General features: G+C 43.7%; 20 protein-coding genes. 7 read left to right on the top strand and 13 right to left on the bottom strand.

Going from position 1 to position 26193, the window contains the following annotated elements:
- Positions 1-28: 28 nt before the first annotated feature.
- Positions 29-904, bottom strand: a complete 876-nt coding sequence (locus tag KA713_14330; protein ID UXE65640.1) for an aldo/keto reductase — start codon at positions 902-904, stop codon at positions 29-31.
- Complete coding sequence (locus KA713_14325) at positions 901-1212, bottom strand: hypothetical protein (GenBank protein UXE65639.1); 312 nt, start codon at positions 1210-1212, stop codon at positions 901-903. The genes KA713_14330 and KA713_14325 overlap by 4 nt, the downstream gene beginning before the upstream one ends.
- A 266-nt stretch (positions 1213-1478) precedes the next feature.
- On the opposite strand from KA713_14325, the gene KA713_14320 reads away from it, so the two are divergent.
- Both KA713_14320 and KA713_14315 read left to right on the top strand, forming a co-directional pair.
- Complete coding sequence (locus tag KA713_14320) at positions 1479-2603, top strand: aminotransferase class V-fold PLP-dependent enzyme (protein ID UXE65638.1); 1125 nt, start codon at positions 1479-1481, stop codon at positions 2601-2603.
- 102 nt (positions 2604-2705) lie between these two features.
- Positions 2706-3305, top strand: coding sequence for a Crp/Fnr family transcriptional regulator (locus tag KA713_14315; GenBank protein ID UXE65637.1), 600 nt, complete (start codon positions 2706-2708; stop codon positions 3303-3305).
- Between the two features lie 7 nt (positions 3306-3312).
- Here KA713_14315 and KA713_14310 read toward each other — a convergent pair whose 3' ends face one another.
- Complete coding sequence (locus tag KA713_14310) at positions 3313-3969, bottom strand: NAD(P)H-binding protein (protein ID UXE65636.1); 657 nt, start codon at positions 3967-3969, stop codon at positions 3313-3315.
- Between the two features lie 223 nt (positions 3970-4192).
- Here KA713_14310 and KA713_14305 point away from each other — a divergent pair, with 223 nt between their 5' ends.
- Positions 4193-6628 (top strand): TonB-dependent receptor, encoded by a 2436-nt coding sequence (locus tag KA713_14305; GenBank protein ID UXE65635.1) that lies wholly within the window; start codon positions 4193-4195, stop codon positions 6626-6628.
- Positions 6629-6656: 28 nt separating this feature from the next.
- On the opposite strand, the gene KA713_14300 is transcribed toward KA713_14305, so the two are convergent.
- Complete coding sequence (locus tag KA713_14300; protein UXE65634.1) at positions 6657-8003, bottom strand: MATE family efflux transporter; 1347 nt, start codon at positions 8001-8003, stop codon at positions 6657-6659.
- 70 nt (positions 8004-8073) lie between these two features.
- On the opposite strand from KA713_14300, the gene KA713_14295 reads away from it, so the two are divergent.
- Complete coding sequence (locus KA713_14295) at positions 8074-8985, top strand: NAD-dependent epimerase/dehydratase family protein (GenBank protein UXE65633.1); 912 nt, start codon at positions 8074-8076, stop codon at positions 8983-8985.
- A 204-nt stretch (positions 8986-9189) separates the two neighbouring features.
- Here the strand turns inward: KA713_14295 and KA713_14290 are convergent, their stop codons facing one another.
- Positions 9190-12363: a glycosyl hydrolase gene (locus tag KA713_14290; GenBank protein UXE65632.1), complete on the bottom strand. Its 3174-nt coding sequence runs from the start codon at positions 12361-12363 to the stop codon at positions 9190-9192.
- An 87-nt stretch (positions 12364-12450) separates the two neighbouring features.
- Here KA713_14290 and KA713_14285 point away from each other — a divergent pair, with 87 nt between their 5' ends.
- Positions 12451-12627, top strand: a complete 177-nt coding sequence (locus KA713_14285) for a hypothetical protein (protein ID UXE65631.1) — start codon at positions 12451-12453, stop codon at positions 12625-12627.
- A gap of 79 nt (positions 12628-12706) precedes the next feature.
- On the opposite strand, the gene KA713_14280 is transcribed toward KA713_14285, so the two are convergent.
- Positions 12707-15085 carry an ABC transporter permease gene (locus KA713_14280; GenBank protein ID UXE65630.1) on the bottom strand — a complete coding sequence of 793 codons (2379 nt, stop codon included), beginning with the start codon at positions 15083-15085 and terminating at the stop codon, positions 12707-12709.
- A 200-nt stretch (positions 15086-15285) separates the two neighbouring features.
- On the opposite strand from KA713_14280, the gene KA713_14275 reads away from it, so the two are divergent.
- Together KA713_14275 and KA713_14270 are read left to right on the top strand one after the other, a co-directional pair.
- A complete protein-coding gene (locus KA713_14275) occupies positions 15286-16509 on the top strand; it encodes a serine hydrolase (GenBank protein ID UXE65629.1) in 1224 nt (407 codons plus the stop codon).
- Between the two features lie 77 nt (positions 16510-16586).
- Entirely contained in the window at positions 16587-19724 is a 3138-nt protein-coding gene (locus KA713_14270; GenBank protein UXE65628.1) for a glycosyl hydrolase, read from the top strand.
- A 201-nt stretch (positions 19725-19925) separates the two neighbouring features.
- Here KA713_14270 and KA713_14265 read toward each other — a convergent pair whose 3' ends face one another.
- From KA713_14265 to KA713_14235, 7 genes are all read right to left on the bottom strand, one after another.
- Positions 19926-20195, bottom strand: a complete 270-nt coding sequence (locus KA713_14265; GenBank protein ID UXE65627.1) for a hypothetical protein — start codon at positions 20193-20195, stop codon at positions 19926-19928.
- A 25-nt stretch (positions 20196-20220) separates the two neighbouring features.
- Entirely contained in the window at positions 20221-21588 is a 1368-nt protein-coding gene (gene hutF, locus KA713_14260) for a formimidoylglutamate deiminase (protein UXE65626.1), read from the bottom strand.
- Between the two features lie 70 nt (positions 21589-21658).
- A complete protein-coding gene (locus tag KA713_14255; protein ID UXE65625.1) occupies positions 21659-22465 on the bottom strand; it encodes an N-formylglutamate amidohydrolase in 807 nt (268 codons plus the stop codon).
- A 5-nt stretch (positions 22466-22470) separates the two neighbouring features.
- Positions 22471-22773 (bottom strand): hypothetical protein, encoded by a 303-nt coding sequence (locus KA713_14250; GenBank protein ID UXE65624.1) that lies wholly within the window; start codon positions 22771-22773, stop codon positions 22471-22473.
- 1 nt (position 22774) lies between these two features.
- A complete protein-coding gene (locus KA713_14245; GenBank protein UXE69140.1) occupies positions 22775-24025 on the bottom strand; it encodes a glycoside hydrolase family 3 protein in 1251 nt (416 codons plus the stop codon).
- A 326-nt stretch (positions 24026-24351) separates the two neighbouring features.
- Positions 24352-25167 (bottom strand): aldo/keto reductase, encoded by an 816-nt coding sequence (locus KA713_14240; protein UXE65623.1) that lies wholly within the window; start codon positions 25165-25167, stop codon positions 24352-24354.
- Between the two features lies 1 nt (position 25168).
- Positions 25169-26137, bottom strand: coding sequence for a phytanoyl-CoA dioxygenase family protein (locus tag KA713_14235; GenBank protein UXE69139.1), 969 nt, complete (start codon positions 26135-26137; stop codon positions 25169-25171).
- Positions 26138-26193 lie beyond the last annotated feature (56 nt).

The raw sequence follows: 26193 nt of genomic DNA, 5'->3' as shown, positions 1-26193 counted from the left end.
GAAAATTTGCACAAAAGAATTTTTCGCCCTACGGCATCTCCCTACCCCCCATCGCCCATTTAAGCATCTCAAACCAGTCTTGTCTGTCCAAGTCAAAGTCAACAGATTTTGCCGCTTCTTTTATTCGCTCGGGTTTAGTTGTGCCTATAATGGGAAAAATGTTAGAGGGGTGTTTCATCAACCATGCCAATGAAAGCTGGCTGTAGGTGGCGTTGTATTTCGAAGCTTTGGCAAACCAATCGCGGTCGTCAAAATTAATCTTGCCTCCGCCCAATGGAGACCACGCCATGGCACTTGCACCCAGTTGCAGCATCAAATCCAAATCGCCATTGAAGAGCGGGTCAATCCGCGAAAGCGAAATTTCAATTTGATTGGTCACCAGCGGCATGGGCAAGTGGTGTTGCAGCATGTTGAACTGTGCAGTTGTAAAATTCGATACCCCAAAGTGTAACACTTTTCCATCTGCCTTCAGCTTCACAAATGTTTCGGCCACTTCGTGCGGATTGAGTAACGGGTCCGGGCGATGGATGAGCAATAAATCGATGTGGTCGGTGGCCAACATCTTCAACGAATTTTCGACTGACCAGGTAATGTGTTCTTCCGAAGTATCGTAATGTTTTATCCATGTGTTGGGTCTGCGCGCTGAGGGAAATTTGATATCACACTTCGTTACCAACTGGATCTTTTTTCGCAAGCCCGGATTTGCGCTCAGCACACGCCCAAAAACTTCTTCGCAGGTGTGATCACCATAAATATCGGCATGGTCAAATGTGGTGATGCCTTCGTCCAGCGAAGTGTGAATTAGACGCTCGACTGTTTCGGGAGAAACGGTATGCCATCGCCACGCACCGGTAATGATGCGCGAGAAGCTAGGACCCGTAGGATGAAGCGGTTGGGAAATCATTTGCTTACGTGTTGATAGCACTTTCCTGATTTGCTGGCCGTCATGCGCTTGCATTTTGATCCATCGGCAGTCTTCCCGCTGCACTGTGCTACTTTATCTTTCACATGCTCGTCTGGTTTGCACACACCGCACGCACCCTTGCCCGCCTTTTTGGCAGCGGCCAGAGTCATGCCATCGGCATCGCCAGAAAGTTTGCAATCAGCAGTATGATACTTTTCGCCTTTGGCAGAAGCATACACCGTTTGGCTAAAACCTTTTACGGCTAATCCAAAAAACAGGAACAGGCCAATGACCATAATCTTTTTCATAAAATGGGTTTTGGTTATTGCCACAAGGTGTGATTTTTTAAGGAAGAATAAAAATGGTTTGGTACAGCCAAAAGGAGGGAGGCTATCCGCTATACTTCTCCCGCTTTGCTTCGCCAGCAGCATGCTGCTTCTATACCGGGAGTTTGTTAGCTGTTCGACATTTTTAATAATTTTTAATGTCGAACCCAGATAAAATAGGTTTTAAATTCCCATCTTCTCAAATAAAAATTAAACCTTACATTTAGTCGCCAAACGATTTTTAAAAAATGACCGAACACATCAAAACCATTTGTGCCCACGCAGGTGCCACGCCCGATCCTTCAACAGGAGCTGTTACTTCACCTCTTTATTTTTCGTCTACCTTTCATTATCCGCCCACAGGCGAGTACCCGCTTGGCCATATTTACAGTCGGGAGTCAAACCCAACGCGTGCTTCATTAGAAACTGTGCTAGCTCAATTAGAGCAAGGCGAAGATGCAGCGGCTTTCAGTAGCGGAAGCGCAGCTGCGAGTGCTGTGTTTTTAAGCCTTCGGCCTAGCGATCATATTATCATCAACTTCGATGCATATGCCGGCATTCGTGCCATGCTTAAAGATGTATTTATGCCTTGGGGATTGGATGTTACCTTTACCGATTTAAGCGATGTCTCCAATCTTTCTAAATCGATTCAACCCAACACAAAACTGGTGTGGACAGAATCGCCCACCAATCCGCAACTTCGAATTGTTGATTTAGCTTCTGTCATTGGTATTTGCAAACAAAAGAGAATCAAAGTAGCGGTTGACAATACCTTTGCCACACCTGCCCTGCAAAATCCATTGGCGCTTGGTGCGGATATCGTGATGCACAGCACCACCAAATATTTGGGAGGCCATAGCGATTTAACAGGAGGCGCACTCATCACCGCTAAAAAAGACGAACAGTGGGAGCGCATTCGCCACATTCAACATATACAAGGAGCGATACCCGCTCCCTTCGACTGCTGGCTGTTGCTTCGAGGCATTCGCAGTTTTGTTCCCCGCATGATGCAACATATTAGCAATGCAAAAGCTGTAGCGGAATTTCTTTCGCAGCATCCAAAAGTTGAACGAGTTTTATACCCTGGATTAATCACACATCCGGGTCATGCTATTGCTAAGCATCAAATGAGCGATTTTGGTGCAATGGTTTCTTTTTTAGTAAGGGGTACAAAAGAAGACGCTATCAAAATAGCGCAGCGTGTAAAAGTGTTTACCAACGCCACCAGCTTGGGCGGCACCGAAAGTTTATTGGAGCATCGCAAAAGTGTAGAAGGTCCCGATTCGCCCACACCAGAAAATCTTTTACGATTAAGTGTGGGCATTGAAGACGTGAACAGTTTGATAGAGGATTTGAAACAGGCATTATCCTGAGCCTAACTTATTGCATGCAACGAAACATCCGCAATTACGTACGTTAAAAAGTTTGACGAGTGTAGAGCAGCTTTGTAAATTGCCTAAAAAGATTTTTATAAGATGATTACGGACGAGGATTTTGCGCGAGTGAAAGAATATATCTACCGCTTTGTAGATTTTAATGAGGTGGACTTAGCCCAATTTAGAGGCATGCTGAGCAAGAAGTATTTGCCAAAAGGACGATTGCTATTGGAAGCCGGTGAAGTGTGTTCACATGTGGCATTTATCAATAAGGGGCATTTTCGGTCATTCAGCATTGTGCAAGACGAAGAAATAACCTATAACTTCTTTTTTGACGGAAACTTCATTACGGATTACCCTGGTTTTATCTCCCGGCAACCTTCTACTGAAACACATCAAGCGCTGGAGGATGCAGAACTCTTGATGCTGGAATACAAGGATATGCAGCGAGGCTACAACAATTCGCACATGTGGGAACGCTTTGGTCGGTTGATTGCTGAGTTTATCATTGTGGGCATCGCCCAACGAAACCGATCGCTTTTGTTTATGAGCCCCGAAGAGCGCTATCTTGATTTGATGAAAACGCGCCCGAAGGTAATTGCAAATATTCCTCAACAATACATTGCTACCTATTTGGGCATACAACCTGAGTCATTGAGCCGCATTCGGAAACGATTGGCCGAATCAAAAAAGATTTAACGATCTTTTATTCTGCGAGCAAGCAAACCGTGTTTCGACTCCATCGGTTGGAATGCAGTTGGTCTAACATAAACGCAGCTACCTTTGACCGTGAAATTTTCTTCGGCAATCCCGTAACACAAGGCAGTTGCGTGAGAGCATAAGCGATTCCTTGATCCTGGCCTTCATCGGTGAGCGTGCCGGCCATTATCAACGTGAAATCAATTTTGCTCATGTAGAAAAGTAATTCTTGCTGCGCTTTTGCTTCGAAGGATCGTTGCAATCCAGCAAGGCGAACCATTGCATTCAATAACCAAGGCGACTTCGAACGGGTGCTTCCTGCACCAAAAGAAGATAAGCAAACCAGTTTACAGACTCTACTTTTTCGAACAGCCGCAAGGATGTTCTCCGTTCCTTTGGTGATTGGTGAAACGTCTTTTCCATCGCGCCCCAGCGCAGAGACGATGGCATCGTTTCCTTGTACCGCATTGTACACATCAGGATAATGTAGCACATCTCCTTTTACGATTTCTAAGTTGGGGTGCTCACTTAGGCTATTTTCTTTTGAAGGGTCTCTCACCAGCGTGGTAACCCGCAACCCTTGTTGTAGCGCTTGTTCAACCACATGTTTGCCTGTGCGACCAGTGCCTCCTAAAACTAAAATTGATTTTATTGTCTTTTCCATAGGGCTGCTTTTTTGATGTTCAAAATTGCTGTTTGCCTAAGAGAAGGCAATTGATTTGAGTCAAGTACTGGCGAGCGGAGTGATTTCTTAACTTACATCAATTCGTAGCGCATTGTTTTCTTGATCTGGGTTAAGTAATCGCGAGCCGGCACCGAACTTAACCCAAATCAATTCTGAGGAAGAAAAAGCGTTTCAATTTTGAGCCATCGAAAACAAAAACGCCATGAAAAATTTAAATCAACACCGAAAAAATGCGACTCTACTCATTGGAGTATTTGTAGCTGCTATTTTATTGTCAATGAAGGCTTACAGCCAAACTACGCAAACCATCCGCGGCAGAGTGATGGACGAAGTAAGTAAAGCACCCTTGATAGGAGTAACCGTGCAAGTGCTAGGCAACTTCGAATCGCCCTTGGGAAGTGCTAGTGATGAAGAAGGATTTTTTGTTATCGCCAATGTACCGGTGGGCAGACAAACCATTAAGATAAGCTATGTTGGTTATGAAGAACAAACCATTCCGAATATTATTGTTACGGCCGGTAAAGAATTTATTTTGAACTTATCACTTACCGAGCGTGTAGCACAACTGAACGAGGTGGTGATTACGGCCAACACCAAAGACGACAAAACCGCCACCAACAATGATCTGGCCGCGGTGAGTGCACGGTCATTTAACATTGATGACACCAAACGTTATGCTGGTGCGTTGGGCGATCCGTCTCGTATGGCTGCAAACTTTGCGGGTGTAATTGGTGGGAATGACTCCCGCAACGACATCGTGGTGCGCGGCAACTCACCCACAGGTATGCTTTGGCAATTGGAGGGATTGAATATTCCCAATCCCAACCACTTCGGTGCATTGAACAGCACGGGCGGCCCAGTGAGCATGTTGAACAACAACAACCTTGACAAATCGGATTTTATAACAAGTGCTTTTCCGGCTCAATACGGAAATGCCATAGCGGGTGCGTTTGACATTCGGTTAAGAGAGGGCAACAATAAAAAAATTGAAAAGGTCGCGCAGATTGGCTTTAATGGTTTTGAATTAGGCCTTGAAGGGCCATTCTCAAAAAATAGTAAAAGTTCCTTCATTGTAAATTATCGTTACTCTACCTTAGGTGTGTTTCAAGCACTGGGTATTGAGTTTGGCACGGGCGGCAATACACCTAACTATCAAGACTTAAATTACAAGTTGACATTCCCAACTAAGAACAATGGCAAGTTTACTGTTTTCGGAATTTTGGGTAACAGCTCCATCGACTTGCTAGGAAGCAAAATCAAAAAAGACGATTTGCGCAAGCCGAACAGCAGCGATTTGTATGGAAATGAAAATCAGGATTCTTATCCGAGATATGGTACAACCATCAATGGTGTCAGCTTCGAAAAAAATCTCTCAAAAAAGACGTATGCTAAGTTCACCTTAGGTTATAGTACCACCCGCGAGAAGTTCACATCTGATTCCCTTACCCGCAATGCCGACTTGGATGTTGTCAGCAGATTCAAGCAGGCGGAAGCAAAGTTTAATACCGACAAAGCCTCATTCGTTTTCTTCACCCGCACCAAGTTCAATTCTAAAAACTCGCTTACATCAGGTGTCTATATCGATTACAACACCTTTACTCTCTTCAACCGCGATTTATTTGCCAATGTAAATAAAGATACTGTGCGAGTGGACATCACCGACAACAACACGCTGAGCCAAGCATACACACAATGGAAGCATCGTTTTTCCAGCAAGCTGTCGTTTTCTGCTGGACTTCATGCACAACACTATTCACTTAATAACCAAGCGGTGGTAGAACCAAGGGGAAATGTGACTTACCAAATGACGGGAAACAAATCGTTGAGCTTCGGCTATGGTTTGCATCATCAAACGCCTTCGGTGTACACATCTTACGCTCAAACTAAAACGCCCACGGGTGTTCTCTATACCAACAAAGACTTGGATTTTATTGCTAGCAATCACTACGTGCTCACCTATGATTGGAATTTATCAGAAACCCTGCGTTTGAAAGCAGAAGCCTACTACCAAGAATTGAGCAATGTGCCGGTAGAGCGCAACGCGTCTTCTTTTTCAGCGATCAACACAGGTGTAAGCTTTGGGCCTTCCGATAAAGTAAATTTGATTAACAGAGGAACTGGAAAAAACTACGGTGTTGAACTGACCCTCGAGCGATTTTTCAGCAAGGGCTATTATTTTCTCTTTACTACTTCGATCTTTGATTCAAAATACAAAGGAAGCGACAATATTGAACGCAACACTGCCTACAATACGCAATATGTGGTCAATGCCTTGGGAGGAAAAGAGTTTAGAGTTGGCAGGAACAAGAATTTCTTAAGCTTGAATTTGAAAGTCACCACGATTGGTGGCCGTTACTTAACACCTCTGAACTTTGCTGCCTCGCAAGCTCAAGGGCAGGCTGTGTATAATGAAACCCTGGCCTTCAGCGAAAAACAACAACCGTATTTTCGCACCGACTTCCGCGTAGCGTATCGTAAGGAATACAAACGAAGTACGCTAGAGTTTTCACTCGATTTACAAAACGTAACGGGCAACCAAAACATCTTTACGCAAACCTACAACCCGCGCACGAATTCCATTGCTAATCAATATCAGCAAGGGTTTTTCCCGGTGCCGTTTGTGAGGTATACGTTTTAGAATTTTGTGAAGGGAGCTGATGGATTCGTCAGCTCCCTTTTTTCTTCCACCTTCCCGACCGCATATAAACGAACGCCATCGAAAACATACTTATCCAATACACCCATTCGCTTACCCAGCCCCAGACCAGCGACAAATGCCAAACTTCTAACACAAAATAAACGTAAGCGGTGTATAAAAATAGGGTGACCAATTCTATCATCAAATTTACTGCAGTATTCCCCGTGCCCGTGACGGCATTCAGCCACACAACTGAAAAAGATTGCAGCAACAAAGCCGAAGAAACGACTCGCAGAACAGGCGTGGCGTAAACAATAAAATCTTCGCCTTGCCCAAACAATGACAAAAGCACTTCGGGGAACAGGTTGAACAAAAGGGTAATGCATAATGAAAAGCTAAAACTAACTTTTGAGATGCGGATGATCAATGGCATTACTTCGTCTTTTTTGCCTTGGCCTATCACGTTGCTCACCATCGTATTAGAAGTAGCAGCAAAAGCCCAAGAAAAAATGCCCGCAATTCCAAACACATTGCGCATTGTGTTCGATACCGCTAAGTCGCGGGCGCCATGGTGCTCAATCAAAATGTAAAAATATTCCCACGTGATGATACTCAGCGCAAACTGCAAAATCAACGGAGAAGATTTGATGAGTATCATCTTCACCATCTCTCCTTCCAATTTCCAACTTTCAAAAAACGAGAATGCTTTGTGGATGCCTTTCGCATGAATTACCGCATAGATCACCAACAGTCCGACTCCTTCCGCAATGATGGAAGCATACGCTGCACCGTTGAAGCCCATTTGCGGCATTCCCAGTTTTCCGTAAATCAATCCATAATCGAAAAAAATATTGGCGATGGCCTCGCTCAGTGTACCCCAAACCAAAAATCTCGTTTGGTTGGTGCCTACGAGCAACGCGTTGCGCATCACATACAAATAAAGTAAAGGCAAACCCCACACCCGAATGCGAATAAACCCGATGACCTCCTCCGCAATGACTGCATTGTGAATGGTTGTCCGCAAGATAACAGGCGCAAAAATATAGCTGACTAGGATTCCCAAGAAGGCGATGCCAAGAGCCACATACACACCATGGTAAAACAGTTTACCAATTTCTTTGGGCAGATTCTCTCCCGCTTTTCGCGCAATAAGGGATTGCAAGCCATTGTTCAATCCGCTACCAATCACAGCAAAGATTAAATAATAAACGCCCGTGATGGCCGCGCTGGCCAAGGCCTGTTCGCCCAAGCCACCCAAAAAAATATTGTTGGTGATAAAGTTTATCTGAGGAACGATGAGTGCCAGCGAAATGGGCAACGCCAATTGGAGGATTTGTTTGTAGCCTGTTTGGAGGCGGAGGTCAGGCGGGTTCATAAAAGATAAACTCAAAAGTAAAATAAAAATGAGATGCAATCGACTAACTTTATAACCAAATCATCCATCTATGCAAACCATCCTCGGAGCCAACGGAGTTATTGCCACAGAACTCTCCAAACACCTGCCTCAGTACACCAGCAAAATTCGGCAAGTTAGCCGCAATCCCAAGGCGGTCAACATCACCGATGAAACCTTTTCGGCCGACCTCCTCAACCACGAGCAAACCGAAAAGGCAGTAGCTGGAAGTGAAATTGTTTATTTGGTAGCAGGTCTTCCCTACAAAACTTCACTTTGGCAAGAGCAATGGCCGAAGTTAATGAAGAATGTGATTGATGCGTGCAAGAAACACAATAGCAAGTTGGTGTTTTTTGACAACGTATACCCGTATGGATTTGTAAATGGTGTGATGGCGGAGGAGACTCCTTACAACCCCATCAGTAAGAAAGGGGAGGTGCGCGCCAAGATTGCCACCATGTTGATGGATGAATCGAAAGCAAAAAACCTCGATGCTATGATTGTGCGCGGAGCGGATTTCTACGGCCCCAATGCGCTGCTCAGTATTTTACATTCCACCGTTAGTGAAAAATTGAAAGTTGGAAAAACTTCTCAATGGATTGGCGACCCTAAAAAGATTCACACCTTCACCTACACGCCCGATGCTGGAAAGAGTGTTGCCATTTTAGCGAACACACCTTCTGCTTATAATCAGATATGGCATGCCCTCACCAGCAAAGAAAAAATTACGGGCGAGCAATTTGTGCGCTTAGCTTGCGAATACAAGAATAAACCGTACAAGCTACAGGTACTCCCAAAATTTGGTGTGAAGTTGATTGGTTTGTTTGTGCCAGTATTGAAAGAGTTTGTAGAAATGATGTATCAATACGAAAACGACTATATCTTCGACAGCACTAAGATTGAAAAAGCCTTCAATCTGATGGCCACCGACTATAAAACTGGTATAGCAGAAACCTTGAAATAAAAAAGCACCTTGATTTTTTGGGTCAAGGTGCTTTTCAAGTTTGTATCAACCACTAGTGTTATGTTAACTGTACTTTGGCGTACGGGGCTATAAAGTCGGCAGTGGGCAGGATACAGTGTGCATTATAGGACTGGCGGTGACTGCCTACTGGTGACTGCCTACTGCCTACTTTTTAAATGACGTCATAATACATTTAACTTATCACTAGTTACTAATCACCGTCTCTTTCAACTCCGTAATCAGTGCTGGCAAATTTTTGTCCTTAAAGGTTTTGTTGTAGTTGCTGATGTCTTTGTTGATTACCTCGTTCATGAAATTCTTTTGCTTTATCCAGTCGATTTGAATATCGCCTAATCGATCGCGTACACCTTGCGTTACACGCGGATCGTGTGTGTCGGCTGCGGATTTGATCTGCAAAAACTCTGAGTTTAGCTTGTTCTCAAAATTGATCACATCCTGGAAATTCTTAGAGCGCGGTTCAATTAATTCCTTCTCCCACTTTTCTAGTTTTTTCATAATTTCTTTGCCTGTATTGATTAGCTCTTTTGCATTGGGATCGTTTTTCAACAACTCGTTATAGCCTTCAATTTGCTTTTTTACTTTGCGCATGTTGTTCACTGAGTTGTGAATATCGCGCAAACCATCTTCGGCTTGCTGAATCACTTGCTGTTGAGCGCTCCAATCGGCAGCCGTTACGTTTACCAGATTAGGATCGGCTACTAAATCAAACTCCGTCTCTGAGCTTTCGTTTTTAAACTTGATGCGTGCTTTGTAACGACCGGGAGCCACCCGATGCCCAGCTAAATCGCCATATACATACACCCCTTGCACATCCGGTAAAGCTTCGGTTTTAAAATCCCACCCAAATCGGTTCATGCCCGCTTCTGCAGGAATGACAGGAGATGCAGGGGCACCGCCCGGAAAAGGTTTTATACTCTCATCCTTTTTGTTGGAATATTTTCGAATCACATTCCCGCTCATATCCAAAATCTCTAAACTCACTTTGCTGGTGTCTGCTTTTTCTTTTAGGTGGTAGGTGAGAATGACACCGTTCATCGGATTTTGTCCTGTGCCGGGAGGGGGCACCATCCATTCGGGTGAAAAACTTGTGAGGCGGATAGTGGGTTTGGGTGCGTAAATTTTTACGAGGCCGTTCAATTCACCTTTCGATTGCTGTATTGGACTTAAGTCATCTAAAATCCAAAACGCACGGCCTGCCGTAGCAGCCACCAAATCATTTTCGTGCATAATCAAATCGGTAATCGGCACTACCGGAAAATTCAATTGCAACTTGCTCCAATTGGTTCCTCCATTGAAGGAAACATAGAAGCCACGTTCCGCCCCAGCATACAAAATATCTTTTACTTTTTTGTCTTCACGGATTACTTTGATGAAATCATCCGTCTCAATGCCATTGCCAATTTTCGTCCATGTCTTTCCATAGTCAACCGATTTGTAGCTCATATTTGAATAATCGTTGAACTTATAGCGCGAAGCTGAAATATACACCGTGCCTTTCTCGTGCGGGGAAACCTCAATAGAGTGAATCATGCCCTCGGGTAAACCTGCAGGTGTAACGTTTTGCCAAGTCTTGCCACCATCTTTGGTGAAATGCACCAATCCACAATCACTCCCTGTATAAATCAATCCTTTTTCATGTGGCGATTCAATCACATAGTAAATGGTATTGTAATTTTCGCCACCGGCACCTTCGTTGGTAATGGGGCCGCCACTGTAATCTTGTTTGGTGCTATCGTTGCGTGTTAAGTCACCACTGATTTTTTCCCAGCTAAGGCCACCGTTGGTTGACTTGAACAAAACATTGGCCGCGTGGTATAATGTTTTTGCATCGTGCGGTGAATTGACGAGCGGTGCATTCCAATTGAAACGATACTTCATTTTCTTTGGCGCATACGCCAAATTGGTGGCCGGGTACTCCATCAAGTCTTTGGTTTCGTCCGTGCGTGAATCCAACACATCCACTTGGCCTTGATAGCATCCACCATAAAATAACTGGGGATTATTTGGATTGTCAAATGCGATGTAGGCACTCTCGCAACCAGGGCCGTTCACCCAATCTTTCTCTGTGATGCCCATGCTGTTGGTTCGACTCTTAATCATTACCGAGGTATTGTCTTGTTGACCTCCATACACCCAATAGGGGAAACGATTGTCCACATTTACACGATAAAATTGTGCGGTGGGTTGGTTGCCGAGTGTTGACCATGTCTTGCCGGAGTTAAATGTAATTTCGCCTCCGCCATCATCGGCCAGTGCAATGTTCGTATTCTTCTTTGGGTTGATCCACAAATCATGTGTGTCGCCATGCCCTACCCCCACTACTTGAAAGGTTTTTCCACCATCAATGGAACGAGTCATAGGCGCGTTGAGCACATAGACGATGTCTTCATTGATCGGGTCGGCAAAAACTTCCATATAGTACCACGACCGTGCGGTGATATTGTTGTCGCTCGAAAGTTGTGTCCACTTTTTTCCACCGTCATCGCTGCGGTATAAACCAGCCTTCGATTTTTCGGCTTCAATGATTGCGTACACACGATTGGGATTCGCCCGCGAAACCGACACGCCAATTTTTCCCATTTCTTTGGGCAAGCCTTCCATTATTTTATTCCACGTTTCTCCCCCATCGGTCGATTTCCAAATGGCTGAAGTTGGTCCGCTTTCTACTTTCCAAGGGTAGCGTCTGTGCGGCCAAGTGGCAGCATATAGAATGCGTGGGTTGGTCATGTCCATGCTCAAACTACTGATGCCTGTGTTATCGTCTACAAATAAAGTCTTCTTCCAGGTTGTACCGCCATCGATTGATTTATAAACTCCACGGTCGGGGCTTGCACCGTGCACAGGGCCTTGTGCTGCCACTAACACTACATCCGAATTCATCGGATGCACCACCACATCTGAAATATGGCGTGTTTTTTCCAAGCCGATATTCTTCCACGATTTTCCTCCATCGGTCGATTTGTAAACGCCATCACCATACGAAGTCATCACACCACGCACGGCATGTTCACCCGTGCCTACATAAATCACATTCGGGTCGCTTTCGCTGATAGCGATGTCTCCCATTGAGCCTACTTTAAAAAATCCATCCGATACGTTTTTCCAGACAATGCCCGCATCTTCCGTTTTCCAAACCCCTCCGCCTGTGTAGCCAACAAAGTACACATTGTCATCGGTAGGATGGCCGGCAATGGTATTGGCACGACCGCCCCGGCCGGGGCCTATGTTGCGCCATTTAATGCCTTTAAATAAATCGGCCTCCAGTTTAGGAGCGGGTTGGGTGGTAGTGGTTTTCTTCTGGGCAAAAGAAGAAATACAGATCGCGAAAGCGATGAAAATTAAAGCTAGTCGTTGCATAGTTTAGAGATTAGGAGAACGTAATTACGGATTTTTCTTCATAAAACCTGCAAGGATTTGATGATAATCTCAATTCTGTGATAAAAGGTGGTGCTGAGCAAAAGCTATCCCAAAAATTCGTTGACGTTGCTATTTTTCTTCTCGGCCATCCCGATCCTTTACCTGTTGATTGTTTTTTACAAAACCGAATGGTTCGTAACACATTTGGTGCCTGACACAATTTCCATTCAAGAGCAATTTGATTTGTTTACGTTGCCGGGATGATTTAAGTAGTTGGAGTGGTGGTTGCCACGGATTCACCGAAAGGTGTAGACCAAATACTTAGTCAGAATATAGTAAGTTATCACTGCTCTTTCAAAGAATTCACTGGGTTTGATGTAGCCGCCTTCAAAGAATGGTAGCTCACCGTGCCAAAAGCTACAATTGCTCCTGCCAAGGCAGCATAGGCAAACACCACCCACGTAAAGCCTACATTGTAGGCAAAGCCATTAAGCCATTTGTCCATCGCGAAATAGGCGATAGGTGCTGCGATCACTAATCCGATCAACACTAATGTTAAAAAGTCTTTGGACATCATCACCACAATGTTGCCGACTGAGGCACCCAACACTTTTCGCACGGCAACTGATTTTTTGTTTTGTTCCATTGTAAAGGAAGCCAACCCAAACAAGCCCAAGCAAGAAACAAAAATTGCGAGGCCAGAAAAAACACCAAATAATTGGCCCAATCTTTTTTCTTGATCAAACAATTTGTCAAATGTTTCATCCAAAAATTGGTATTCAAACTCGTAATTGGGCACCGTGGCCTTCCATGTCTTTTCAATGGAAGCGACCATGTCTTTTATATTGGATGATCGTATTTTTATCGCCATAAACTGGCCTTCGTAATGAGGAGACGTATACATGATCAAAGGGTCAATCTTATCATGCAAATGTTTAAAGTGAAAATCTTCCATCACGCCAATTATCTTTCCTGGGTCTTGACCTCTTTCTCCAAAGTTCATGAGTTTACCAATGGCCTCCTCAGGCTTCCAACCGAAATGTTTGGCTGCCGTTTCATTGATCACAAACTCTTTTCCAAATTGCTTCGTATCAGGAGCAAAATAATTACCCACCTTCATTTTCATATTCATGGTTTTCAACAAATCCACATCACCTGAGAAGTGATAAAGATTTTCAGCTTTATTCTCGGGGGCACCCTCGTACCAGAATCCACTTGTCCATACCATCTTTCCAGGGATTTCACCCATACGGGTAACCGCTTGCACACCCGCCAACTGTAGCACTTCGTTCTTAAGAGTAAGGTCGCCAATGCTATCTTGTGGAAGCCGGATCACCACCGTTTGCTCGCGATCAAAACCCATATTTTTGTTGAGCATGAAATCGAGTTGTGAGTAGATGATGTACGTACCTACCATGATCACAAAAGCAATCGCGAACTGAAAAACTACTAAGCCCTTTCGCATCAATTGCCCTTTTAGGTTGCTCACAAAATTTCCCTTGAGCACAAGGGTTGGTTTAAAACTGGATAGAAAGAAGGCTGGATACGTGCCCGCCAAAACACCCACAAAAAAAGTAATGGTAGCAAACAGCAACCACGCAAAACCATTTTGAAGAGGATTGAAAACAATTTCTTTGCCTGATAGCTCGTTGAACTTTGGTACAACCACGAATAAAAGAAAAATGGCCAGCACCAGTGAAACAAAACTAATCACTACTGATTCGCTCAAAAACTGAAACACCAATTGCGATTTCTTGCTGCCCACCACTTTGCGGATGCCCACTTCACGAGCACGCTTGAGCGATTGTGCGGTGGTCAAGTTCATAAAGTTGATGCAGGCGATTATCAAAATAAAAAACGCCACGGCCGACATAATGTAAACTGTATTCAAACTTCCATTGGCCTCCACTTCTAGGCCTAAATTAGAGTGAAGATGAATGGCGGTGAGTGGTTGTAAGCGAATATCGCTGGGGCGATCACCCGGCTTTATTTCTTGGTACTTGTCCATAAAGGCTGAAATCTTTTTGGCAAATGCTTGATGATCGATGCCTTTTGGAAGAACCAAATAAGTATAGTGGTTAGTCAAATAGTTCCAACCATCTTTTGCATCGGCTCGCATCGGCCCCATGTTATCAGACGATACCATCATCTGGATATGCACATGAGAGTTGGATGGAAGTGGTTCGAATATGCCCGTAATCTTGTATTCTTTTTTATCGTTGAGTAGAGTAAGCGTTTTGCCCATGGGGTCTTCGTTACCAAAAAAAGAGCGCGCTTTTTCTTGTGTTAGCACCATGGAATTGATTTCAGCCAAAGCCGTGGCGGGATCTCCTTTAACTAGTTTGATATCCAACACATCAAATACCGAAGAATCAGCAAAGAAAACTTTCTCTTTGTTCTTGATTTCGTTAGCAGAATTGCGCACAAAGATTTCACTCGGCTTTATGCGTGTAAATTTTTCTACCTCGGGAAAGTTATCTTTTAGCAAACGCCCAATGGGAAATGCCGAAATCGCCCACGTGTTGGCTTCCAAGCCAATGGCCATGCGGTAGATTCGGTCGGCATCTTTGTTATGCCGATCATAGTTCAATTCAAACTGAACAAAGAGTGTTATCAAAATGCAGCATGCCATTCCAATTGCTAGGCCAATGATATTGATACTTGCGTGGAGCTTGTTTCTGCGAAGGCTGCGAATGGCAATAAGTAGGTAACTTTTGAGCATAGGTTTTTAGTGAGGATGGATCGGCCAACTTAAAGGTTTTACAATTTCAATACCATTTAAAAAATCACTTGTAGGAAGTCTGAAACATGATCTTCTCTAGTGAAGACTGTGCATTAGCGGATAAAACTGACCGCCTGCGGACGGCCAATGTTTTTGATAAAACCCCAAACTCATTACCTTCGGGTTCTTAACCCAATTTTATGAAGCTTTTGAAAAGAACTTTAATTGCATTTGTTGGACTAATATCCCTGTTGGCGATTGTGGTCTTGTTGTTCTACCGCCAAGAAGCCTACCAACTTTATAAAGTGCTTACCTTTTTTGAGAAAGATGAGATTTCATACAATTTCAAATCCATCCATAAAATTTTTAACGTGAATGTAGTTCCTAAACCAGCCACTTCTTTCAATTTTCTGTCAGCGAAAAATCAAATCTCGTTGCCCGAAAAATTCAACGCCCGAGATTCATCAATCACAACTCAAGCCTTTTTGGATTTCACATTGACCGATGCATTGCTAATCATTCGTCACGATTCTATTTTGTACGAATACTATGGCAATGGGTTTACAGCTGGCGATCATCACATATCTTGGTCGATGGCCAAATCTGTGGTATCCGCCCTCTTCGGTATTGCCCTTGAAGAAGGAAAAATCAAAAGCATTGAACAAACCGTAACGGATTACTTGCCAGAGTTTAAAGGAACAGGTTATGATGGTGTGCGCATTAAAGATGTACTGCAAATGTCATCGGGTGTTGGGTTTAACGAAGACTATGGCGATTTTAATTCTGACATCAACGTGATGGGAAGGTATTTTGCATTGGGCATGCCAATGAGTGATTTTGCAAAACGGTTAAAGCGCGCGCGCCAACCCGGCACCTACAATCATTATGTGAGCATCGACACGCAGGTGCTGGGAATGATTTTGGTAAAGGCGACTGGCCAATCGATCACCGACTACATGAAGGAAAAGCTGTGGTCAAAAATAGGTGCCGAAGATGAAGCGTTTTGGATAGTTGACAAAACAGGAATGGAGTTTGCACTGGGCGGACTAAACTGCACGGCAAAAGATTATGCAAAAGTAGGTCAGTTGTTTTTAGATTCGGGAAGGTGGCAGGGCAAACAAATTGTACCCGAAGCGTGGGTGCGCGCATCCGTTACACCCGATGCCCCCCACGTGATGCCGGGCAAACGAAATTCGGCCGACCGCAAAGATGGGTATGGCTTTCAATGGTGGATCCCATTCGGTGGAGAAGATGAGTTTGATGCACAGGGTATCTACGACCAGTTCATTTATATAGATCCCGACAAAGATGTGGTCATCGTAAAATTATCATCCAACTATCATTTCAAAAATGACAAAAACGGTTTGTTCCACGATTTGGAGATTGGTCTTTTCCGTTCAATCATAGAAAAGATAAGTCATTAAGATTTATTCTACCGATTACATAAGTCGCTTTTATTCTCTGGCAAAAATTTAGTAACTCGTTTGTTATTAACTATGCCATGAGAAAACTTTTCATCCTTCTGCTTTCTGTTCTTTCTTTTTCACTTTTCGCACAGAAGAAACAACCGACTCCAACTACCGCTGGCTCCATTGATCCTTCACTCTACTCGGGCATTCGCTGGCGCGAAGTGGGGCCCTATCGTGGAGGGCGGTCGTGCACCGTTACCGGTGTGCCGGACAACCCCAATTTATATTATTTCGGCACAGTGGGCGGTGGCGTGTGGCGTACCAACGATGCGGGGCAAACATGGGAGAACATTACCGACAATTATTTTGGTGGAACCATTGGTGCGGTGGCGGTTGCAGAATCAGACCCTAATGTAATTTATGTGGGCGAAGGTGAGCAAACCTTGCGCAATAATGTATCGTCTGGCTGGGGTGTTTGGAAATCAACCGATGCGGGTGCATCGTGGAAACACATAGGTCTTGCCGACTCTCGTCATATTTCACGCATTCGCATCCATCCTAAAAATTCTGATGTAGTCTACGTAGCCGCGATGGGAAATTTGTGGAAACCCAATGAAATGCGTGGTGTGTTCAAAAGTGTGGATGGCGGCTCCACATGGAAAAAAGTTTTATACATTAACGAAACAGCAATGGCGGGCGACTTGGTGATGGATCCAAACAATCCAAGAATTTTGTATGCCGCTACTTGGAATATGAAGCGCAATGGCTATCGCATGGATAGTGGTGGCCCCGATTCTAAACTATGGAAAAGCAGCGATGGTGGCGATACGTGGGAAAATCTTTCTGATAAACCTGGCATGCCAAAGGGCATGAACGGAATCATTGGTGTAACCGTTTCTCCAAAAAATTCGAACCGCGTTTGGGCCATTATTGAAAACACGGAAGCACCCGGAGTGTATCGCTCGGATGATGCCGGAAAAACATGGGGGCGCATCAATCAAGATCGGGCCTTGTTGCAGCGGGCGTGGTACTATTGCCGTATTTATGCCGATACACAAAACGAAGACAAGGTGTGGGTGATGAACGTAAGCTACGGTGTTTCAAAAGATGGGGGCAAAACTTTTGAGTTAAAAGATGCACCGCATGGCGATCATCACGATCTGTGGATAGACCCGAACAACAATAGCCGCATGGCCATTGCCGATGATGGGGGCGCACAGATTTCGAATGATGGTGGACAGAATTGGACTAGCTATCACAACCAGCCAACGGCACAGTTTTACCGCGTTACTACCGACAATGCTTTTCCTTACAACATTTTAGGCGCCCAGCAAGACAACACCAGTGTACGCATTCCACATCGCACCGATGGTGCTTCGATTGGCAGCAAAGATTGGACGGCCCTTTCCATTGGGGAAAGTGCGCACTTAGCACCCGACCCGTTGAATCATAACATCATTTACGGAAGTGATTACAAGGGCTACATGAGCATGCAAAATTTGGACAATGGCCAAGAGCGCAGCACCAATGTGTGGCCCGATTTGCCAGCGGGGTCCGGTGTGGAGGTAATGAAGTATCGTTTCAATTGGAACTATCCGTTGGTATTCAGCAAGCACGACTCTAAAAAGTTATTTGCGGGTTCCAATCATTTGCATTCAACCACTAATGGCGGACAAAGTTGGGAAGTCATTAGCCCTGACTTGACGCGCGGAGAACCTGAAACGATCAAATCTTCTGGTGGCCCCATCACGCAAGACAATACGGGTGCTGAGTACTACGCGAATATTTTTGTGATTGCCGAATCACCTTACACCAAAGACGAAATTTGGACAGGCTCCGATGATGGGCTAGTGCACGTAACCACCGATGGCGGAAAGAATTGGAAAAATGTAACACCTCCACAATCGCCCAAGTACAATATGTGGAACAGCATCGATGTGAATCCATTTATAAAAGGCGGAGCGTATGCTGTAGCTACTTCTTACAAGTTTGGCGACTACACACCGTACGCCTACAAAACTACTGACTACGGAAAAACTTGGACAGTCATTACTGCCGGCATCCCCAAAGAAGAATTTCTGCGGGTGGTTCGAGCGGACCCCAAGCGACAAGGTCTTTTGTATGCAGGGACTGAAAAAGGAATGTGGATTTCATTTGATGATGGCTCGAACTGGAATAAGTTTCAACTGAATCTTCCGCCCGTTCCCGTTGCTGACTTAGCGGTGAAAGACGATAATTTAATTGCGGCTACGCACGGCAGAAGCTTTTGGATGATTGATGACCTCACCCCGCTGCATCAAGTGGTGGCCAGCATATCCAGTCGAGAAAGTATATTGTTCAAACCGATGAACACGTATCGCTCGCCCAGTCAGGGTGGTTATCGCGAGCAACGCAAAGGCGAGGGTGAAAATAGACCTGGCGGAGTGTTGGTACATTATTATTTGAAAGCCGTAGATGACAAACAAGAAGTGAAATTGGAATTTTTGGAGGCAGATGGTGATGTTATCAAAACATTCAGCAGCAAAGCAAAAGAAAAATCCGAGCAGCTTGCAGTAAAAACAGGAGGCAATCGTTTTGTGTGGGACTTGCGTTATGCAGGTTTTAAAACCTTTCCGGGAATGGTGTTTTACGGTTCACCAAATTTGGGGCCTAAAGCCGTGCCCGGCAAATACAAAGTTCGTTTAACGGTTGGGGGTCAATCGCAAGAACAAGACTTTGAAATTTTGAAAGACCCGCGTATTGCAACCACTGCAGAAGATTTTGCAGCTCAATTCAATTTCTTGATAAAAGTGCGCGACAAAGTAAGCGAAGCCAATCAAGGCGTGATCGACATCCGAAAGATAAAAGAGGATTTGGGGTATGTGAAAAACAAAATTGGGCAAGACCCTTCGTTTCAGGAATTGAATCAGACACTTAAAAAATTTGAAGACGAGTTGACCATTTCTGAAAACAACATTCACCAAACCAAAAACAAAAGAGTGCAAGATCCGCTCAACTATGGCATTAAGCTCAACAATCGTTTGGCCCATCTACTAACCGAGCAAGGTGGTGGAGATTTTAGGCCAACGGAGCAAGGTGAAAAGGTACGCGAAGAGCTAACTCAAAAAATCGATGCCGAATTGCAAAAGCTCAAGTCATTAATCAACACCAATGTCGATAACCTTAACAAGATGATTAAAGACAAAGGCATTGATATGGTGATGGTGAAAAAGCAGGTGGGGGAGATGTAGATATTTCTCCAAAGGGTTTTGTGCCTATACACTTGTTGGGTATCCCTTTTAAAATTTACAGAACGATTAAAAAAGAAATCAAGGTCATCTGAAAAGCGGTGATTTAAGTAATGTCGACTAAGAGCTGTACCACCTGTCAAATAGAAATCACTTTCTACTCGTGAGAGAAGGTTTAGTATTTGGTCTTGAAGCGGATAAAGTTTATCCAAATAGAACCTTTCGTGCATAATGGTATTTTTCACGGAGGGCCGGAGGAAATAAAGCCCCAATAACTTCTGGGGACAATGCTTCTCTTAATTCATCCTCGTTAAGAATACTTTTTATGGTGTACCACCTAACGCTTTGCAGGATCTTTACATAAATATGCTTTTTGTCAGATAGACTTGGGCTAGCCAACAGTTTTTCTTGATCTTCTACTGTATAGGTATAATCCCAATTTATTTTTCGTAGTACCTCTTCTCGCGTTTCCATTGGTACAAATATAAAGAATCAAGGCTTAACGGTTCGCCAACTCGTTCATAGCCTTCCCAAAATTATACTTGATAATTCTTCCATTGACGTGATGGCCATTCTTCACTACCCATTTACCATTTATCAAAGTGCCGATATTTCTATTTGAATCGCCCGTAAAAACGATAGTCGCCAATCGATTTTTTTCTGAAGAATTATCCAACAAATGTGATTGCGAATTGTAGATCACAGCATCGAGTGGTTGGCCAATGGCAAAATGGTTAAATGCTTTTACCCCTGTTGCCAAGCGCCCACTTTCAATTTCTTCATTCACCATGTAGTGGGCTGCATCTCCTTCAAATGTGTTGCGTTGATGGGTAACCAATCGTTGTCGGTAGTCAATCATTCGAAATTCTTCTAATGGATTAATGCCAATGTGACTATCGGTGCCCATGCACCATCGCCCTTCCTGTTTTACAAATTCCTTCATCCTAAAAATACCATCGCCCAAGTTGCCTTCCGTTGATGGGCACAAAACAACGGTTGCTTCTGATTTTGCCAATTGATTTAATTCGGAGTCATCCAAATGAGTAGCGTGAACTAAATTAAATCTTCGGTCAACGGGCAAATTTTCTAACAGCCATTGCATTGGGCGTTTGCCGCAATAATTGAAGCAATCACTCACTTCTTTTTTCTGTTCGGCTATATGCAAATGAAACGGAATATCTTTAGGCCCTTGTTGATAGGTAGCAATGATGTCATTCAAATCTACCGCGCGCAATGAATGAACACTAAAGCCTAGTCGAGCATCTGGATATTTTTTAACAATATTCGCAGAAGCATCCAAGAGTTTGAAATACTCCTGAACCGTTTTAGAGATAAACCTTCGTTGCCGATCTTGGGGCGGAAGTCCAAATCCTCCTTTTTGATAGAAGACCGGAATCAGCGTGATTTTTATTCCTGCCCGGTTAGCAGCCGCCAGCATTCGTTCCCCCATCTCTGCCAAATTAGTATACGGCTTTCCATCTTTATCATGATGCAGGTAATGAAACTCGGCCACATGCGTATACCCAAGCCTCACCATCTCCGCGTATAAAATAGAAGCAATGTGTTCTGCTTGGTCAGGGTTAACAGATAATGCGCACTTGTACATTTCTTCTCGCCATGTCCAAAAATCATCACTTGTGCCTGCAGGATGGTTTTCTGCAAGCCCTGCCATGGCATATTGAAAGGCATGCGAGTGACCATTTTGAAATCCTGGCAAGGCAAAACCTTTTACGCTTTCGCATGCGAAGGCTTCTGTTGGAGGATTTGCAGAGAGATAGGTAATAAGTCCTTTCGCATCAACACCAACATAAGCAGGTGTAAGCCAGCCTTCTTTTTGGAGCAATGAATCAAATCGGTAGTAGTGCATGGTTTTACTATTGCCACAGATTCACAGATACAGATTTGAAAAAAACTGTGAATGTGTAGCTAAGATATGGTTAGTTATTCGTTAATCGATCTATCAATTGTTCAAAATTCCTTTTCAACAACCCCCTCATTTTCTCTGCCCTTTCGGGGTGGTAGTTTTTCTCGGCATCGTCCATGTAATTGACTTTGCTCATTTCCAATTGCAAAGCGTGCTCATTACGTTTGGGCTTACCGTACTGCCGTGTAATATATCCGCCTTTGAATGGGTCGTTGTGCTGAAAGGTGTAGCCTGAAGATGAAAGGATATTAATTGTTGATTCAATTAATTTTAATTCACACGAAGTTTCATCTGCATCTCCTAAAATCAAATCAGGGAATTTTTCTTTTCGGATAGTTGGAACGTACTGCCGAATAGAGTGACAATCCCACAATAAAACCTTTCCAAATTTTTCTTTGGTTGATTGTAGAAGTTCTTGAAGCTTTTGATGGTACGGCAAATAATATTGCTCTACCCTTCTTCTAACTTCATCTGATTCTATATCCTCTCGATTATCAACGTAAATGGATTCACCTAAAAAATTGGTGACCGGACAAAGGGCAGTAATAATTCTTCCATCCGAATACAATGGTTTGCTTTCAGGATCGCGATTTAAGTCGATTACCCACCGACTATAATGAGCGGTAATCATCGTAATGCCCAAGGCTGGCGCAAAGTCATACAGCATATCGACAAACCAATCGGTGTCATCCGGTGCTGTGGAAAGAGTAGGTTTGTACTGATGAATTAATTCTGGTGGAAACGCAGTGCCACAATGGGGCACACTTACAATAATTGGGACAGACTCTGTAGATGGCTTGATAATTCTGAAGCTGTCCATCGAACTCACTTTCTACTTTGTTCGGCTTTCTTTACAGTCTTCTCATAAAGCTCATTTGCTTTTTTAAGATTTTCTTGCTCTCTGTCTCTTGCTATCCTAGCCTCATTCAGCGCATGCATAAGTTGTTCATTTCTACTTGTTAGCTCTTTATCTTTTTGCTGCATCATGCTTGCGCATTCCATTGCAATCTTGGTTTGAGCAATGGCTAATTCTGCCTGCTTTTCTGCCTCTATTTTTTGAATCAATCCATAAAAGAAAAATCCAACACAAAGAATAGCTAAGATTACAATTACAAAGTTCTTGCTCATACTAATTTGAAGTTTGGTTCTTTTTCTTCTTCTTTTTCTTTTTGTCAAGTGAGGCGATTTGCTCGTTCAATAATTTAATCTCCTGCCGCGCGGCTTTTAGTTGCTGCAACATTAAGCGATTATGCAATTGATCTTTCTCCAACAATCTCTTATACTCTGTTTTATAGTCCGTGTTTAATTCGCCTTTCAATTTCATAATTCGCTTGTAAGAATCATCGATTCGTTGGGGTGTAATCACACCTTTTGCCACAGCATCTTTGACAGCCGAAAAAATCAAATCTACTTTTCTCTTTTGGCTGCCCGGCACATTGTTAGCAAAACACATAATGTCCACGCCTGCTTGGATGGCCATTACGATAGATTGCTCAAACCCATATTGTTTGGTAATGGCCTCCATTTGCATATCATCTGAAAATACAACGCCCTTGTAGCCGAGTTGATTGCACAAAATGCCCTGTAAGATGTCTTGCGAAAGCGTACCCGGGTTTCCGTTTTTGTCCAAGTTTTTGTTCACAATATGTGCCGTCATCACGGCATCCACATAGCCAGAATCGAGCAGCAGTTTATAGGGTTTTAATTCGCGCTCGCTCCACGTTTTTGTCACGTCTGCTATCCCAAAATGCGTATCGGCCATGGAGCTGCCGTGACCGGGAAAATGTTTTAAAACAGTAATTATCCCGTACTTGCGGTGCTCTTTCACAAACTCTTTCGCAAAAAATGCCACGCTGTCTTCGTTAGCAGAGTAGGAACGTTCATTCTTAACAATCGCGGGATTGGTCGGCTCAACCGCCACATCAACCACTGGGCCAAAATTGATATTGAAGCCGAGTCCTGCTAATGTGGCGGCCGTAGCATCTGCATAAAATCGAATCGAATCCTGAGACCTTGATTTACCCGTTGCAGCCGCAGTGATGGAGCGTGTAAACCCGTATTTTTCTTTTAGGCGGTTTACTTTTCCACCTTCCTGATCAATGGCCACAAACAACGGTATGGGCGCCACTTTTTTGTAAGACCAAATTATCTTTTTTAAATCTGCAAAAGCGTTGGGTTTTTTCGGCACATTCTTTTCAAACAAAATGATAGCGCCCACGCGGCCGTTGCGCACTTCCTCCATCACCAGCGTGTCAGTACTAGCATGTGGAATGCCAATCAGAATCATTTGGCCAATCTTAATGTCGAGGCTATCGAGGGTTTGGGATTGGGCAACCAGGGTGGTCATCCCTAAACAAAACGAAAAGCAGAGTCTTTTTATCATGCACGAAGCTATTAAAAATATTTTGTTTGCAAGTGTAGGAATCATAAAGTGTTTTTATATTTAAATCTTGCGTGAATCTAAAATTAAATTGTGAAGAGCAGCTTTTTTCTTTTTATTTTCTTTTGTGTAAATCTCTCTTATTTGCAAGGTGACATCATCTTACATTGAAGGAAAAGGATACCTTATACTAGGCTAAAATCAAAAGTGAATATATAACCTGACGGTGGTTAACGGCAAGTCATCTTTGGAACATCTCATCTGACAGTGTTTACGCCATGATTCCTAAGGATGAAGGGAAAATTTATTAGCATTATTGATCTTCCTTACAACAACACCATCGGATCATCTACCACTCTGAAGTTTTCATGAAAAGCATTGATATTGTTCATGTCTTTATCTGAAATAGTAAAATCAAACACCTCAAAATTCTCCTTTAGCCTTTTTAGGTTAGAAGATTTTGGGATGGTGGATACACCCAACTGCAGTGCCCAACGCAAAATAATCTGGGCAGGGGTTTTTTCGTATTGATTTGCAAGAGCAATCAATTTTGGATCATTAAATCGCTGGCCACGCACCAGCGGTGTGTAGGCTTGCAGTTGCACATTTTTTATCATGCATTCGTTCAGTAGGTCTTCCAGAAATAAATACGGACTAAACTCAACTTGATCTACAGCGGGAACGATGTTGCCATACGTTTCTAGCTCATGCAAAAAAGGGATAAGGTAGTTGGCTACACCGATGGCACGCACTCTTTTTTCGGCATACAATTTTTCAAGTGCTCTCCAAGTGTCCTTGCGTGTCTTCTTTATCGGCCAGTGTACAAGGTACAAATCAATGTAGTCGCAATTCAGTTTCTGATGGCTTGCGTCAAATGCCCGTAGGGTTTGATCATAGCCCTGATCACCATCGGCTACCTTGGTTGTGAGAAAGATTTCGCTGCGGGGCACATTGCTGTTTCGAATCGCATTGCCAATCTCTGTTTCATTTTTGTACATCGCAGCGGTGTCAATCAGGCGGTAACCTATTTCTAAGGCATTGGTCACGGCTTGCTCCGCTTCGTGGCCATACATGTCGTAAACGCCTAAGCCTAAAAGTGGCATAGTAATGCCATTGTTAAGCGTTGAAAAAAGTTGTTTCATCTTACCACTTTTCGAGTCCTAATAATTTTTTCCCGAGCGGAGTGAGTTCGGCACGTTGATATTTGGTTTGTTCCCAGTTGCGTGGATCACCCGGAAAAGCATAACCTTCTGGAGCAATTCGATTGCGCCATGAATTAACACGCCATTCGCGCATGCCATCGTTGTCCTCTTCAGCCGGCATCATGGAAATGTATTGTGCCATGCGCACTTTTGTGCCTGAGTTGTTTGGCCGTATTCCATGAGGTTGTGCACTGTTGAAAATCAGCATATCGCCCGCTTCCATTTTTACTTTAACGAATTCAAATCCCGTGGTGTCGGGTTTGAAATGATCGCGGTCTTCTGGTTGTGTCAGTTTCCAGGTATCATAGGTGCGAAACAATTCCGGGATGCACTGAAAGCCGCCCATATTTTCATCGGTTTGATCTGCCAATGCCAAAACCCCTTGCACGTTTTGTGGTTTTGTTTCTGGATCATAATCCCAATGAATAAACCCTTTATACTCGTAACCGGGTCGTATCGGTAAATTCAAATTCGCACGATCGATGGTTACCCAAAGTTTTTCTGTTCCCCATATATCCACAAAGGCATCGTATATCCGTTGCACAGATCGATTGTCCCACAAATATTGGTGATTGTAGATTTCCACCATACCTGTATTGGTGAGTTCCTTCATTTTCATTTCGGCACGTGCTGGCGCATACCAAGTTGATGGGTCGTTCGGATCTTTTTCTTCAAACTCCCAAAGCAGTTTAGCCATTCGTTCACAATTTTCTATTGGTGCAGCATTTTTGATGACGATGTAGCCATTGTGCTTCCAAAATTTCCAATCATCTTCTGATAAAACCCGAAGGGGCTTACCGTTTGAGCGATCACTTAATTTGATTTTACTGGAAGTAGCTGTAGAAGGATTGCCAGGAATATCTTTATGATTCTGATTGGGGATCATAGTAGGCGCCATGGTGGGCGCCATTGTAGCGGGTTCGTTCTTTTCCATATTGTGCTTGTTTTATAAGTCAAATGTATTCC

The sequence above is a fragment of the Chryseotalea sp. WA131a genome (assembly GCA_025370075.1).
Lineage (GTDB): Bacteria > Bacteroidota > Bacteroidia > Cytophagales > Cyclobacteriaceae > ELB16-189.
This window is presented reverse-complemented; position numbering and strand designations above follow the sequence as displayed.